The 14,296-nt window shown below is 48.0% G+C and carries 15 protein-coding genes; 6 read left to right on the forward strand and 9 right to left on the reverse strand.

What is annotated here, in order from left to right:
* Window positions 1–78: 78 nt before the first annotated feature.
* Window positions 79–234: a hypothetical protein gene (locus ACSHX2_RS01960; RefSeq protein ID WP_435690048.1), complete on the reverse strand. Its 156-nt coding sequence runs from the start codon at window positions 232–234 to the stop codon at window positions 79–81.
* Here ACSHX2_RS01960 and ACSHX2_RS01965 point away from each other — a divergent pair.
* Genes ACSHX2_RS01965 through ACSHX2_RS01980 form a run of 4 tightly spaced genes read left to right on the forward strand, consistent with a single transcriptional unit; the run spans window position 233 to window position 5,667 of the window.
* The gene (locus tag ACSHX2_RS01965; protein ID WP_435690050.1) at window positions 233–1,540 is read left to right on the forward strand and encodes an ABC transporter permease subunit; all 1,308 of its coding nucleotides are present in this window, start codon (window positions 233–235) and stop codon (window positions 1,538–1,540) included. The two genes, ACSHX2_RS01960 and ACSHX2_RS01965, sit on opposite strands and share 2 nt — an antisense overlap.
* Entirely contained in the window at window positions 1,540–3,672 is a 2,133-nt protein-coding gene (locus ACSHX2_RS01970) for an ABC transporter substrate-binding protein (protein WP_435690052.1), read from the forward strand. The genes ACSHX2_RS01965 and ACSHX2_RS01970 overlap by 1 nt, the downstream gene beginning before the upstream one ends.
* A complete protein-coding gene (locus tag ACSHX2_RS01975) occupies window positions 3,672–4,661 on the forward strand; it encodes an ABC transporter ATP-binding protein (protein WP_435690053.1) in 990 nt (329 codons plus the stop codon). Before ACSHX2_RS01970 ends, ACSHX2_RS01975 begins: the two co-directional genes overlap by 1 nt.
* Complete coding sequence (locus tag ACSHX2_RS01980; RefSeq protein ID WP_435690055.1) at window positions 4,654–5,667, forward strand: ABC transporter ATP-binding protein; 1,014 nt, start codon at window positions 4,654–4,656, stop codon at window positions 5,665–5,667. The genes ACSHX2_RS01975 and ACSHX2_RS01980 overlap by 8 nt, the downstream gene beginning before the upstream one ends.
* An 8-nt stretch (window positions 5,668–5,675) precedes the next feature.
* Here the strand turns inward: ACSHX2_RS01980 and ACSHX2_RS01985 are convergent, their stop codons facing one another.
* Genes ACSHX2_RS01985 through ACSHX2_RS01995 form a run of 3 tightly spaced genes read right to left on the reverse strand, consistent with a single transcriptional unit; the run spans window position 5,676 to window position 7,222 of the window.
* Window positions 5,676–5,975, reverse strand: coding sequence for a hypothetical protein (locus tag ACSHX2_RS01985; RefSeq protein WP_435690057.1), 300 nt, complete (start codon window positions 5,973–5,975; stop codon window positions 5,676–5,678).
* 54 nt (window positions 5,976–6,029) lie between these two features.
* Complete coding sequence (locus ACSHX2_RS01990) at window positions 6,030–6,662, reverse strand: phosphopantothenoylcysteine decarboxylase domain-containing protein (RefSeq protein WP_435690059.1); 633 nt, start codon at window positions 6,660–6,662, stop codon at window positions 6,030–6,032.
* A 23-nt stretch (window positions 6,663–6,685) separates the two neighbouring features.
* Window positions 6,686–7,222: a flavoprotein gene (locus tag ACSHX2_RS01995; protein ID WP_435690060.1), complete on the reverse strand. Its 537-nt coding sequence runs from the start codon at window positions 7,220–7,222 to the stop codon at window positions 6,686–6,688.
* A 102-nt stretch (window positions 7,223–7,324) separates the two neighbouring features.
* Here ACSHX2_RS01995 and ACSHX2_RS02000 point away from each other — a divergent pair, with 102 nt between their 5' ends.
* Together ACSHX2_RS02000 and ACSHX2_RS02005 are read left to right on the forward strand one after the other, a co-directional pair.
* Window positions 7,325–7,774, forward strand: a complete 450-nt coding sequence (locus ACSHX2_RS02000; RefSeq protein WP_435690062.1) for a protein jag — start codon at window positions 7,325–7,327, stop codon at window positions 7,772–7,774.
* 2 nt (window positions 7,775–7,776) lie between these two features.
* Window positions 7,777–8,121, forward strand: coding sequence for an acyl-CoA thioesterase (locus tag ACSHX2_RS02005; RefSeq protein WP_435690064.1), 345 nt, complete (start codon window positions 7,777–7,779; stop codon window positions 8,119–8,121).
* 277 nt (window positions 8,122–8,398) lie between these two features.
* Here ACSHX2_RS02005 and hisG read toward each other — a convergent pair whose 3' ends face one another.
* The 5 genes from hisG to ACSHX2_RS02030 form a co-directional block, all read right to left on the reverse strand.
* Window positions 8,399–9,274 (reverse strand): ATP phosphoribosyltransferase, encoded by an 876-nt coding sequence (hisG, locus tag ACSHX2_RS02010; protein ID WP_435690066.1) that lies wholly within the window; start codon window positions 9,272–9,274, stop codon window positions 8,399–8,401.
* Between the two features lie 217 nt (window positions 9,275–9,491).
* Window positions 9,492–10,214 carry a PEP-CTERM sorting domain-containing protein gene (locus ACSHX2_RS02015; RefSeq protein WP_435690068.1) on the reverse strand — a complete coding sequence of 241 codons (723 nt, stop codon included), beginning with the start codon at window positions 10,212–10,214 and terminating at the stop codon, window positions 9,492–9,494.
* 248 nt (window positions 10,215–10,462) lie between these two features.
* On the reverse strand, window positions 10,463–11,617 hold the full coding sequence (locus ACSHX2_RS02020; RefSeq protein ID WP_435690070.1) for a Gfo/Idh/MocA family protein: 1,155 nt from the start codon (window positions 11,615–11,617) through the stop codon (window positions 10,463–10,465).
* Window positions 11,618–11,656: 39 nt separating this feature from the next.
* Window positions 11,657–12,694 (reverse strand): sugar phosphate isomerase/epimerase family protein, encoded by a 1,038-nt coding sequence (locus tag ACSHX2_RS02025; protein ID WP_435690072.1) that lies wholly within the window; start codon window positions 12,692–12,694, stop codon window positions 11,657–11,659.
* 60 nt (window positions 12,695–12,754) lie between these two features.
* Window positions 12,755–14,272, reverse strand: a complete 1,518-nt coding sequence (locus ACSHX2_RS02030) for a xylulokinase (protein WP_435690074.1) — start codon at window positions 14,270–14,272, stop codon at window positions 12,755–12,757.
* Window positions 14,273–14,296 lie beyond the last annotated feature (24 nt).

The raw sequence follows: 14,296 nt of genomic DNA on the forward strand, positions 1-14,296 counted from the left end.
AGTTTGCTGCGCTTTGGCTCTAGTGGCTGAAATGGGCGATTATCATCTCCCTACTATCAGTTGGGCGTATAATCTGTCTTATGAACTCTCATCATTGAGAAGTGTAAGTAGTTTGCCGTGGTTCGGGCATGTAGTGACTTTTATTGGAGCTGTTATAGCAGGAGGATTACTAAGAGCCTTTCCTTCAGGAGTGCCTATGACGCCTACGAACAAGCGGCGCATTGAGCGTTTCATGAGTATTCCTAGGGGATATATCTCTTTAGCTCTTATCCTAGTCATGGTTCTACTGGCTTCACTTGATCAAGCTGTTGTCGGTAAGAGAGCACTTTATCTAAATTATAATGGGCAGACTCACTTCCCTGCATTCGAAAGAGAGATTGTAGTAGGGAATGACTTAGGGCTTGAGGGGGAGTTGAGTGCAAGTGAGGTTGATTATAGGAGCCTAAGGGAGAAGATTCGACAAAGCGGGGAGGGGCTCATTGTGATGCCTCTGATACCCTATGACTCTGCTCAAGATACAGTAGATCTACCCTATTTGGAGCTAGAAGAGAGAGATGGGATTTTATATGACCGGAAAGGTAATGTAATGCAGGGTCAAGTCTCAACACTGTATGATTCAAATGCGGAGACTCGACATCTCATTTTTGAATACCGTAAAGGAGTGAAGCAAGGGCGTGCTATTGGCCGTTCTAGAAGAGGTGAGCAATTATATGAAGCCCATTACAAGGATGGAGACTTAGTTAAAGGATCTGAAAAGTATACAGGCGAAGGAAGTCAGGATGGCTTCCTTAAATCAGGAGGAGGAGAGTTAGTGCGCGTGTTCTACCATGCTGCTCCTCCACTTCCATCAATGGGGCATTTGCTGGGAACCACAGCTCAAGGGAATGATTTATTGGCGTATCTTTATGGTGGCTTACAATTGAATATGAAAGCGGTGGCTATCTATATTCCCGCCATATACCTTATTGGTATTTCGATTGGATTATTGATGGGGTTCTTTGGGGGGGCATTCGATATCATTATTCAGCGTATTATTGAGATACTCTCTACTATTCCATTCCTTTTCGTTGTGATTATTTTTAGTAGTATTGTGCCAGCAGAACACCGGGGGCTGAATATCATACTGACCATTCTTATTGCGTTTGGCTGGATGGGTATGACCTATCTGATGCGGACAGCAGCACTGAAGGAGAAAGCGAGAGATTATGTGGCCGCTGCCAGAGTTTCAGGGGCATCTACAGCAAGAATCATATTCAGCCATATCTTGCCAAATACTGTCGCGATATTAGTGACCTTGGTGCCTTTTAGTGTCTCCTCTGTGATTATGTCCGTCACAGCTTTAGATTACCTTGGGTTTGGCTTGCCACCTCAGTATGCAACATGGGGAAGCCTGCTCTCGGAGGGGCTTCAGAATCTATCAAAGCCATGGATAGTTACATCTGCGTTTACGATGCTTACGCTTACTCTGATACTGGTCACCTTTGTGGGGGAAGCAGTCCGCGAGGCATTTGACCCAAAAAAATTTACCACCTATAAGTAATGGAGAAACGTATTCTATATTGTGCTTGTTTGTTAGTCAGTCTGCTCACGCTCATTGGTTGCAATCAAAAGCAAACTGAGGTTGAACATTCTCTGGGTTTCGAAGAGTTCATGCCCCAGTACAATGCTTATATTCGTGAATGGCTAGGGGGAGAAATTCAGAGTTTAGATAAGCTGATCGAGGAAAAAAAATCTGACTTAGTAAAGCAAGAGGATGATGAAGTTCGCGGGAGGATGGAAAAAACTATTTCTGAGTTAGAGGGGAAACGCTTTATTCATCAGCGCCGATTAGACTACGGTGAGTATTTTATGTTCAAAAAGCCTTCTGACTTACCTGATGACCTTGTGTGGGAAAATGGTTTGGATAACCCAGAAATTGGTGATCCAAGAGCGATAAAAGGTGGGATATATAGAGACTATATGCCTGATTTCCCGTCGACTCTCAGACCATTTGGAGACAACTCTAATAATTCGTTTCGTAGTTTTCTCTATGATAATGTGCAGTTAGACATGATTAGCATTCACCCAGTCACGAAGAAGGTGATCCCTGCTGTCGCGAAAGAATGGGCTATAGATAAAGATGGAAGGACTGTTTATTATCGTATTGACCCTGATGCAACCTATTCGGATGGTGTAAAGGTGAAGGCGCTCGACTACATGGTGGGGACATACATTCGAGTTTCTGATAATGTGAAAGACCCCTACCCTCGACAGTATTTTCGGGAGCAGATCGCACACATTACGGTGTATGCAGAGGATTTAATTGCAGTCACATTACCAGATAAGAAGCCATTACTCCCTTATTATGCCCAGTTGGCGAATGGCCCAACGCATTTTTATAAAGAATTTGGGCCAGACTATAATAAACGCTATCAATGGAAAATGGAGCCAACTACTGGAGCTTACTATGCTCATCCAGAGGATGTGAAAAAAGGTCGCTCAGTGACCTTGACTCGAGTGAAGAATTGGTGGGCCAGAGACAAGAAGTTTTACCGTTACCGCTTCAACCCGGATCGCTTGGTGTACACTGTGGTGAAGGATCCTTCCAAAGCTTTTGAGTTATTTGCTGTGGGGCAGTTAGATGCCTTTGTCTTGAGGAGTACACCCATGTGGTACGATAAGATGGAGATTGATAACTACTTTAACGGTTATATCGAGAAAGCTCAGTTTTACAATGAGTCGCCCAGGCCGTCAGTTGGCTTTTATCTCAATGTGAGCGACCCATTGCTTAAAGACATTAATGTGCGGAAGGGAATCGCACATTCCTTGAATTTCAATAAAGTGAACACTGTAATGTACCGTGGAGATTCTGAACGCTTGAATCACTACTCCGAAGGGTATGGTGACTTTTCTAACCCTAATGTCAGAGCGCGTGAGTTTTCGGTTTCTAAAGCGCGCGATTACTTTGCTAAGGCAGGTTATCGTAAGCTCAATTCGGAGGGTTTTTTGATCAACGACAAAGGTCAGAGGTTAGAGCTGGAAGTTTCTTGGTCTACTCATCCACGCTTGAATCAGATGATGTCTCTCTTACAGGAAGATGCTAAGAAAGCTGGCTTAAAGCTTTTGCTCGATTCGCAACAACCCACAGTAAACTTTAGGAAAATTCTAGAAAAGCGTCATCAGTGTGCCTATGCAGGATGGAATGCGTCGCTTCCATTTCCTCGCTATTTCGGGAGTTTCCATTCGAGTAATGCATTCGATGAACAGGGGAATCCGAAAAAGCAGACGAATAATATCAATATGTATGCAAATCCAGAAATGGATCGTTACGCTGAGGCGATGAGGAATGCAGTGGACGAAGAAGAACTGAAAGAAGCGGCGTGGAAGGCTGCTCAGCTTGTCCATGATGAAGCTATTTTCATCCCAGCTTTTAAGACATCCTATAGTCGAGTAGGCTACTGGAATTGGGTCAAGTGGCCTAATACGCAGTATACAGAGTTTTGTGACCCAACGGCAGACGAGCCTATGGAGGTTCATATGCTATGGATTGATCAAAAGGTGAAAGCGAGGACGCTGAAGGCAATGCGTGAAGGGCTGGTTTTACCAGAGCAGAACCATATCTTTGATTTGTATAAAGGGCGTATACCAACGGTGGAGGAATTAGATCAGAGACAAGTGATTGAGAGGAACTAATGGAAGATATTTTAAAGGTTAGAGGGCTTGTTATAGAGTTTCACACTGAGCGAGGGTGGTTACGCGCTGTTGATGGTGTTAGTTTCAATGTTCCTAAGGCTAAGACTGTCGGCATTGTCGGGGAGTCTGGTTGTGGCAAGTCAGTCACCGCTATGTCCATTGTGGATCTGTTGCCGAAGCCAATGGGGCAGGTCAAAGCGGGTGAAATTATTTTTAAAGGACGTGATCTGCGCAAGGTGGCGCACGACGACTATTATAAAGTGCGTGGCGGTCAAATAGGTGTGGTCTTCCAGGAGCCAATGACAGCACTCAATCCTGTGCATAAGATCGGTCGTCAGCTTTCAGAAGTGCTGCTGATTCACACTGAGATGAGCAAGAAAGAAGCTTGGGCTGAGTCGATAGAAGTATTACGCAAAGTAGGGATCCCTGCTCCTGAGCAACGCGTAAACGAGTACCCTCACCAGCTATCTGGTGGTATGCGTCAGCGTGTGGTGATTGCTATAGCTCTCGCCTGTAAGCCAGATTTGTTAATTGCAGACGAGCCTACGACGGCACTCGATGTGACTGTGCAGGCTGAGATCTTAGATCTGATCAATAAGCTGCAAGAAGACATGGGAATGTCAGTGATAATGATCACGCACGACTTGGGGGTGATTGCCGAAACTTGTGACGAGGTTGTCGTGATGTACGCTGGCCGAGTCGTCGAGCGCGCACCCGTGAGAACCATTTTTAAGAACCCGCAACACGCCTATACCAAGGCATTGTTGGCTTCGATTCCTAAACTTGACGCAAAAAGGAAATCTGAGCTACCGACTATTCCTGGAACAGTCGCTTCGATAAGGAATTTTGTGGAAGGCTGCCGTTTCTGCCAACGCATGGGTGTGGAGCCTTCTGAACTCACTCAGCGTCCCGATTTCATCGAACTTTCACCAGATCACTGGGTGGAAGATTGTCCAACCTGTAACTCCGCTCGCACCGCTCATGTCTAAATTGTTAGAAGTCAACGATCTCAAAATGCACTTCCCGGTGCGCGGTGGAGTGACGATGAAAAAAATAGGTGTCGTGAAAGCTGTCGACGGAGTTTCTTTCTTTGTGAGACCGGGCGAGACCTTGGGCTTAGTCGGGGAGTCAGGCTGCGGGAAGTCTAGTTTAGGTAAATGCCTAGTGCGTCTCTATGAACCTACTTCTGGCGAAATAACGCTCGAGTCAGTAGATATAACTACACTTTCTCAGAAGAAGCTCAGACCGCTTCGCAAGGACATTCAGATGATGTTTCAGGATCCGGCTGAGTCACTCAATGCCAGATTCTCTGTGCGACAAATTGTGCGCGAGCCCTTGGATATTCAAAAAATTGGAACCAAAGCGGAGCGCAATGCCAAGGTCGACGCTTTGTTAAAAAAAGTGGGACTTCCTGCGAGTGCGGCGGAGAAATTTCCTGTCGAGTTCTCCGGTGGGCAACGCCAGCGTATAGGTGTGGCGCGAGCAATCGCTTTGAACCCGAAAATGCTGGTATTAGATGAGCCTGTTTCCGCACTGGACGTGTCAGTTCAGAGTCAGGTTCTGAATCTGTTAGTAGATCTACAGAAAGACATGAACATGGCTTACCTGTTCATCGCGCACGATCTTGCTGTGGTGAAACATATTTCTGACAGAGTCGCCGTGATGTATCTCGGTGAAATTGTAGAGCTGGCAGACTCTGAGGCGATTTATAAAAATCCACGGCATGCCTATACCAAGGCATTGCTCTCTGCGATTCCTCTGGCTGATCCGGATCATGAAAAGAAGCGTATTCGTTTAGACGGGGAAGTGCCGTCACCTATCGATCCTCCTGCGGGTTCGGCTTATGGGCACAGGATCAATCACCCTCGTTACGAAGAGACGGTTGGAATGGAAATGCCACTAGTGGAAATAGCGCCAGATCACTGGGTCGCAGCAGATCCTTGTAGTCTCAGTGAGGAAGATTGGGAGAATGTGAGTGCAGCCGCGAAGATGTGACGGTAGATCTATTCTGGGCACTCGATCCCGAACTCTTTTTCGAGCATGAGATCTAGATCGGCTTTTCCTGGGCCCAAACATTCCGCTTTGCCTAGTCTCACGATCTGTACGAGTTTTTCGCTTTTGCCGACGGCTAGGAAGATGTCTTTATCGATAGGTAGCTCAGAATAACGTGTCGCAGATACTTTTCCGAAAAACCTTCCGTCTCCTTCTGGGCTGGTCATCACCTCTGCAGTTTCACTTTTGACGTTTTCAAAGTTTGAGCGAATGGCGGTGTCGATATATTGCTTAATTTCTTGAGTGTTCATGTCACTGATTTTGCCAGTTTGGCGAATGTGGGAGCTGGTGAATGATAAAGATTACTAGATCGCGAGAGCTCGGGCGATGATGTCGAGCGAGAGCTGGTACTTATCGTCTTTAGGAAGTGGCTCAGTGTGCTCAGCGAAGACGAGCATGACTTCATTTTCGCTAGAGTCGAAGCCGATGTCTTTTCGTGAAACATCGTTGGCAACGACGAAGTCACAGCCTTTACGCTGAAGTTTACCTCGGGCATTCTCTTCGACATTTTCAGTCTCGGCGGCAAAGCCAATCAGGGTGCCTTCGTAGCCAAATTCAGTTCTCGCTGATCCGAGGATATCTGGGTTTTTGATGAAGTCGATAGTGAGCGTGTCGCCGGTTTTCTTGATTTTATGCTCAGGCACGTGCGCTGGCCTATAGTCTGCCACTGCTGCCGCGAAAATAGCGATGTCGCTCTTGGCTATGTAGCGCTCCACTGCGCCGTACATTTCAGCTGCAGTTTCAACAGGTAGGTAATCGACACCTTCTGGCACATCCAGGTCACAGGGGCCTGAGATTAGGGTCACGCGGTGACCTTCATGCCTAGCAGCGCCAGCGAGCGCGTAACCCATTTTTCCTGATGATCGATTTGTTAGGTAACGAACAGGGTCGAGCGGTTCACGTGTAGGACCGGCTGTGATGAGGAAGTGCTTTTTCAAATTTTGGAAGGTGGAATGATAAATTAGGAAAGTTGCTTGCGGATTTCTTCTAAAATGGTGTCCACATGCATGAGCCGGCCTTTGCCTTCGTAGCCACAGGCTAACATGCCGTTCGAGTCAGGGCCGAAGAATTGACAACCGTCTTGAGTGAGTTGTGTCACATTGCGCTGAGTGGCGGCATGGTCCCACATTTTACCATTCATGGCAGGGCAGATGAGAACTTTAGCCTTTGTCGCAAGATAAATACTGGAGAGCGGATCCGGCGCGAGGCCATTGGCAAAATTACCAAGACAGTTCGCGCTAGCTGGTACGATACAGAGTAGGTCGGCGCGATCAGCGAGGTCGATGTGACCAGGTTTCCACGATTGTTTCTCGTCCTGTAATGTTACGAGGACAGGGTTGCGAGAAAGGATCTGAAGCGTGAAGGGAGTGATGAACTCTGTGGCTGACTGGGTCATCACACAATGTACTTCATGCCCTTCTTTTACGAGGGCTGAAGCGATGTCCGCAGCCTTATATGCGGCGATAGATCCAGTGATTCCTAGTACGATAGTGGCCATGCATGAAGTGAGACGTATGAAGTGCTCAGTGAGAAGTATAAAATGATCGCAAAGTGCGAATGGTAGTTTGACGGATGTGCTGTTAGTTTTTAGATTGGGCCTATGCAATGGGATGACGCTTCTGAGAAAATTTTAGTGACGATGCTCGGCCACTTGGGCTTTGAGGTGGGAGTAGAGCGTGTGGAAAGTGAAGATGGACTGTGTCTTCAGATCAAAGTGGAGGACAGTAAGGCGATCATTGGACGCAATGGTGATCGCTTAGAAGACCTTCAGTACTTGGTAAACCGCATCCTGAATAAACATTTTCCTGATGCACCACGTGTGAAGGTTGATTGTGATGGCTACCGCTTCGAGCAAGAAGGTAAGCTAGTCGAGAAAGCTCGGGAGCTCGCCGTGAAAGTGGTGGAAAGTGGTAAGTCAGTGCGAACACGACCACTTAACGCGTACTACCGCCGGATTGTTCATAATGCACTGGCTGATCAAAATGGTATTACTACTGTTAGCCCTAGTGGTGTAACTCGCTATAAACGGATAGAGATTAAACCCGCTTAGATATGGAAACCCACCGACTCGTACTCACTGAAGATCTGAACCAATATGGTTTTCTCTTTGGTGGGCGCCTGTTGAGTTGGGTGGATGAAGCTGGATTTATCGCAGCCTCTACGGATTTTCCAGATGCTCGCTTCGTGACAATTGGTATGAGCAAGGTCGAGTTTCGGCATTCGGTTAAGAATGGTGCGATTGTTCGAATCGTTGTAGAGCGCATTAAAGCTGGAATTACGTCAGTCTGTTACCGGGTGGACATTTATTCGAGTATAGAGCCCGAACGAGGCTCTATTTTTACTACTGATATTACCTACGTGAATGTGGATGAATCAGGGGTGAAGCAAGCTCTGTAAAACTTGCTTTTTCATCTAAGCATTCATCTGTCGATAGTGCGTAAGTTCCCGTATTTTAGAGAATAAAAAAGCGTGTGAGCTAGGCTCACACGCTTTTTATAAGGAAGAAATTCTTCCAGCTTACAGGTCAAATTATGACTTGTAACGAAGACGCTTCTTGTGACGATTTGCCTTCGAACGCTTAGAGCGCTTGTGCTTATTGATTTTGGCCTTACGGCGCTTTTTTAGGCTACCCATAATTTTTAGTTGGTTACGGTTTGATTAGATTGTTTCGAGCTTAGCGAACGAGTTTGTTGAGCGGGTATTCGATAATACCTTCAGCGCCAAGTTCCTTGAGAGTTGGGATGATCTTGCGAGAGACTGTCTCTTCGATCACTGTTTCCACTGCGACCCAGCCATCTTCAGCAAGCTGTGAGACGGTCGGACGTCTGAGGGAAGGTAGTGTATCGAGGACCTGTTGCAAGGACTTTTCTGGAAGGTTCATTTTGAGACCAACCTTGTCGCGTGCATCGAGAGCGCCTTTGAGCATAAGAACGAGACGTTCCATTTTGTCGCGCTTCCATGCATCTTCGTAAGCTCCTTTAGAGGAGTAAAAGTGTGGGAAAGAGGTGAGTAGGGTATCGACGATGCGCAGATTGTTTGCGCGAATCGAGTTGCCCGTTTCTGTTACGTCGACGATAGCGTCAACGAGATCAGGAACTTTTACTTCGGTAGCTCCCCAAGAGAATTCGATGTCAGCTTTGACGCCTTTTTCTTCGAGGTATCTCTCAGTAATGCCGATGCCTTCAGTAGCGATGCGCTTACCTTCAAGATCGTATACAGTCTTGATTGGAGAGTTTTCAGGAACAACGAGTACCCATTTAGTAGGACGTGTTGTAGCACGTGAGTATTGAAGCTCAGCCATGTCGACTAGGTCAGCACGGTTTTCGTAAGCCCAGTCGAGACCTGTAATACCACAGTCAAGAAAGCCGGAGTCGATATATCCGCCAATTTCTTGTGCTCTAATCATGTAGATATCGAGATCAGCGTCATCGGATGACGGGCGCAAGCCTCTGTCGGAAGTGTAGACGTTGTAGCCTGCCTTTTCCAGAAGCTTGAGAGTAGGTTCCTGGAGGGAACCTTTTGGAAGTGCTATTTTTAGTTTATTTGCCATGGCTAAAGAAGCTTTGGGAAGCGGCTTATGGAGGTCATTGGTCTAAGAATCAAGGCATTTTTCGACAATTTACTACAATCGTAGTTAAAGGTGTGGCGTTGTGCCTCGTGAGTGATTTGGATGGTAGGGGGGCTAGACGCAAAAACCGGCCGCTGCGGGGGCGACCGGTTTAAGATTTATCGCTAGCGAGGTGCTAGTAAAAATGATTTGTGTGCGCTTACTTGCGGCGGCGCATGATAAGGGCCAAGCCTCCAAGACCAAGAAGAGCTGTGGAAGACGGCTCTGGTACTGCAGCAAGTGTGATGGCAGAGATACCGACGTTGTCAGCACTACCACCACCATCTCCTGTCTGCGCGTAGAGAATGCTCAACGTTTCATTGGCGGCCGTAGTGGTGAAATCGATGGTGAATACTGATTCCGAATTTTGTGTGCCCACATCTGATAGATAGTCGGTTCCATCTAGAGTAGCAGTTAGTTGATAAAATGATCGAAATGATGTGCCATAAAGTATCAATTGATAATCACTGGCAGTGGCCACGTTGACATCAAACGTAAGGCCGACCTTATCGGCATCAACACTTCCACTCTTCGCTTCCAATGAACCCACTAGTCCAGTCTGGCCGGCAGAGTCTCCGTCGGTGCTCCAAGTGGACGCCCATGGGCCTCCGCCGAAGTCATCTCCGACCCAGTCAGTACTAATTCCATCCAGGTTCACGACAGTGACTGTTTGAATGAAGTCTGCTCCAGCTTTTTGAGCGACGAATCCGGTATTTGTGCCATCACCTAATGACATCCAATCTAAGGAGCCCTCGGCTGTGAGGTCTATGGTTCCACCTCCGGTCGCCTGCTGATCAAGATTAATTGTTAGAGTTGCTGCCGATGCAGCCATGGGGAGCATCGCGAGGATCGATGCAGAGGCGAATAGTTTGTTTATTTTCATTTTTTTATCTAGGTTGTGTGCTCGTGCCCTTAAAAGAATTTAAGGATAAGACGGATGACAATGTATTATTGAGTACTCATTGGGGTTAATATAGATCCCTTGGCTTGCGCTATATGTCTTATTTTTGTTTGTGATTTGTCCCTGTGTGCTGATTGTGGTGGCTAGTAATGAATTGGTTTTTAAGGGTTAACGAAAAAGGCGTGACTCAATGAGCCACGCCTTTGGGGTAAATGATCTATGTAGTTCTCTTAGACGTCGAATTTGGTCCAAGCGGCGTTTGCGGCGCTGGATGCTACGACGGCTTCGATGAATGCCATGCCGCGGATTCCGTCATCGATTTTTGGGTAATCGGTTGCGAACTCGCTAGGCTCTTCACCTGTCTCAACTGCGCGAATGTGGCTGGAGAAGTTGAGATAGAGGTTTGCAAATGCTTCGAGGTAGCCTTCAGGGTGAGCAGCTGGTGTGCGAGTCGCAGCTTTAGCAGCATCGCAGCAATAGTCATTACCGGTGCGGTAGACTTGAGCGGGAGCGTCTTTTGGTTTGAAGAGGAGAGTGTTTGGCTCGGTCTGGTGCCACTCGAGTCCACCTTCGGTTCCCCAGACACGGATCGCGAGGTTGTTCTCTTCGCCGACTGCGATTTGGGATGCCATGAGAAGTCCTTTGGCTCCACCTTCGAAACGAAGGAGCACATTTCCGTCATCGTCTAAGCGGCGACCTGGAACAAATGCTGTGAGATCAGCAGCGAGCTCTTCAATGTGAAGGCCAGTGATTTCTTCTGCGAGGTTTTCAGCGTGGGTTCCGATGTCTCCCATGCAGCCGGCTGCGCCAGATTTTTTAGGATCAGTACGCCATGCGGCTTGCTTTTGGCCATCTGTGTCGATGGCGTCAGCGAGCCAGCCTTGTGGGTACTCGACAGCGACCTTGCGGATTTCACCGAGGTCACCATTTTTTACCATATGGCGTGCCTGCTTGACCATTGGGTAGCCAGTGTAGGTGTGAGTGAGGCCGAAGAGTTTGCCTGATTTTTCGATAATCGTTTTGAGTTCTTTGGATTCAGCGAGGTCGAGAGTGACTGGCTTATCGCAAAAGACGTGGAAGCCCGCTTCCAGTGCAGCCTTAGCAGCTGGGAAATGGACGTGGTTCGGGGTGACGATCGCAACAAACTGCATGCGCTCGTCAGCGGGAAGCGCGGCTTCCTTTTCCATCATTTCTGCGAAGGTGCCGTAGCAGCGATCCGCAGGAAGGAAGAGGTCTGCTCCGGAATCTTTGGAGCGTTGTGGGTCTGAGGAGAATGCGCCACAGACGAGTTCAATTTGTTGGTCGATCGCAGCAGCGATACGGTGGACAGCTCCGATGAAGGCACCTTGGCCTCCACCGATCATGCCCATTCTTACTTTAGCCATAATATTAGAATTTAAAGAGAGTGGTGAAAATGGAATGAACTAGCCTTGAGCATCGTTATCGAATGCTCCGTCGAATGCGAGGTTCGTATTACGCGGGAAGTCGAGTTTGCGGACATAGGCGCAGGACTCATTAGCTCCGTGGAAGCGATCCATACGACCGTCTTCCCATTCTACAGAAAGCGGGCCTTCGTAGCCAATGTCGTTGAGAGCTACGATGATTGGTTCGAAGTTTACATCGCCGCGACCAACTGAACGGAAGTCCCATTGGCGACGTGGGTCAAGGAATTCAGTGTGACCACCGAAGACGCCAACGGTGCCGTCACCGTGACCAAACCAAACGTCTTTCATGTGAACATGGAAGATGCGTTCGGAGAAATTGTAGATGAATTTCACGTAATCGACACTCTGGTAGGCAAGGTGGGATGGGTCGTAATTGAAGCCGAAGCGTGGGTGTTGATGAAGGGCTTCAAGTGCTCGCTCAGCGGAGGCAATGTCGAAGGCGATTTCAGTAGGGTGAACTTCGAGTGCGAAGTAAACGTCTTCGTCTGCAAATGCATCGAGGATGATCTTGAAGCGGGTGCCGAAGTCATCGAATCCCTTTTGGAGGAATTCTTGGGAAGTCGGTGGGAATGCGTAGAGAGCATGCCAGATGGATGAGCCAGTGAAGCCATTGACTACGACTTTCTCTGGAGAGCCGCCAGGCTTGAGGTTGAAGAATTTGCGTGCAGCTTTTCCTGTGTCGATCATTTCTTGGGCTGCGCGTTGGCGCACACCTTCAGGTTCTCCGTCGCCCCAGACGTGCGAAGGTAGAATGGATTGATGGCGTTCATCGATGTTGTCACAGATTGCCTGGCCAACGAGGTGAGCAGAAATAGCGAAACAGCTAAGGCCAGCTTCGTCTAGCTGCGCCCACTTTGCTTCACAGTAGCCTTCTTCATTGAGAGCTTTTTGGACATCAAAGTGATCTCCCCAGCATGCGAGCTCGACGCCGTCGTAGCCCATTTCTTTAACTTTCGGGAAGAGCTCCGCAGACGGTAGATCCGCCCATTGACCAGTGAATAGTGTTACTTTTCTCATAAAATTAATACTTTCTACAATGAGTGGTGGAAATTTCTAGCGAAATCCTTGCGGAAATGATCACTCCATAAGGTGCTTGTAGATTTTATCGGTGAACTTCTCTCCTAAGACTTGGTAGATGTGCTCCATCGAAGGATCTGGCTCAATGGTGGACCCTTCTAGAGGTGTGCAGAAGTCTTCGATGAGTGAGTCGATATCTATCCCGTCAGCGAAGGCTGCAACCATGGCTGCACCTAGCGATGCCGAGGACGAGGTTTTGAGTCGCTGTACCGGCCGCTGGAAAACATTTGCTAAGGTTTGGCAGATGCCGTCGCTCACAGAAATCCCGCCAGTGACGACGATGGTTTCAGGAGTTTCGCCATGCCATTGGCAATGGAGTCGCATGTTTAGAAACTGGCCATCCACATGTGAGGATGGGGTGGTGTCAGACTGGTCAACTGCTGACGCGAGAGGTGTGATCTCAGTCTCATAAAAGGGAAGTGTGACTTGGCTGTCTAGTGTGCGTGGAGTGAGGAGGTCTTTTTCAAATTGCCCCCAGCTGATATTTAGCCTGTTTTTTAGAGTCACGCATGAGAGAGCTCCATTTTTGAAGCAAGAGAGTGTCATGTAGTCGCCCAGTGGGTTCCCAAAGATGTGGCCATAGCCATGAGGGTCGGGAAAAGGGGAGGTAATGGCTGAAAAAAGTGTGTAGGATGTCCCGAGTGAGACTACCCAAGTGCCGGGGCGAACCACGCCCATGCCGACTAGGCTAGCTGGATTATCGCCAGTCCAGTGGGTGCATTTAGCATTAGAGTTGATGCCATATTTTTCGCTGAAATACGGGGAAATAGTACCGCAAATTTCATAGGTAGGGGCCAGTTTTGGGAGACGATCCAATGTATTATCCGCTGTTATGGCGGCCATTTTTTTATCCCACTCGAGCTTTTTGATATGCATGAGGTTCATGCCTGCTCCATCGCCGTAATCGATAGCAACCGATTTTCCTGCGAGAATCGATGCCATGAAGGAGGATACCAAGTGGACCGTTTCTGTCTCGTCCCAATGTTCTGGGAATTGTCGCGCATGCTTGCGGATTTGAGCCGCAGAAAAGCGTGGAGTCACTGATGAACCCGTACGAAAAGCAGCTTTGCGGTGACCGCCGATCGAGTGGGCGATCTCTCCACATGCTAGGTGGGTGGAAGCATCTAGCCAGATCGGAGAAACTGGACGGGTGAAGACGTCACTAAATTGCTCTGTGAGCGGAATGTTCGGAGAGAGCTGCTCGAGGGCTCGCTTGAAATTGTGGTTGAGGTAAACGGTGCCGTGCTGTTGTGCTGCACCAGAAATGACTCGAACCGAACTCAGTGGGGCACCTTCTTCTTGCATCTGCGCAAAAAGTAGGTCGAGAGCTTCAATCCACATGAGTGGATTAGAAAAAAACTCGTCTGGTTCAGTCCCTCGGACGAAACCATGACGAGTTTGATACTGAGGCAGGTCTGCCTCGAAATTGATGGATGTTTGGTATGCGATTGCTCCAGTCTCCGCGTCAATAATGACAGCAGTTAAACTTTGTGTGGAGCAATCGAAACCGAGATACATTGGATGTCTTTACACTATAATGGG

It is taken from the genome of Rubritalea sp., from assembly GCF_051252225.1.
In the GTDB taxonomy this organism is placed as follows: domain Bacteria; phylum Verrucomicrobiota; class Verrucomicrobiia; order Verrucomicrobiales; family Akkermansiaceae; genus Rubritalea.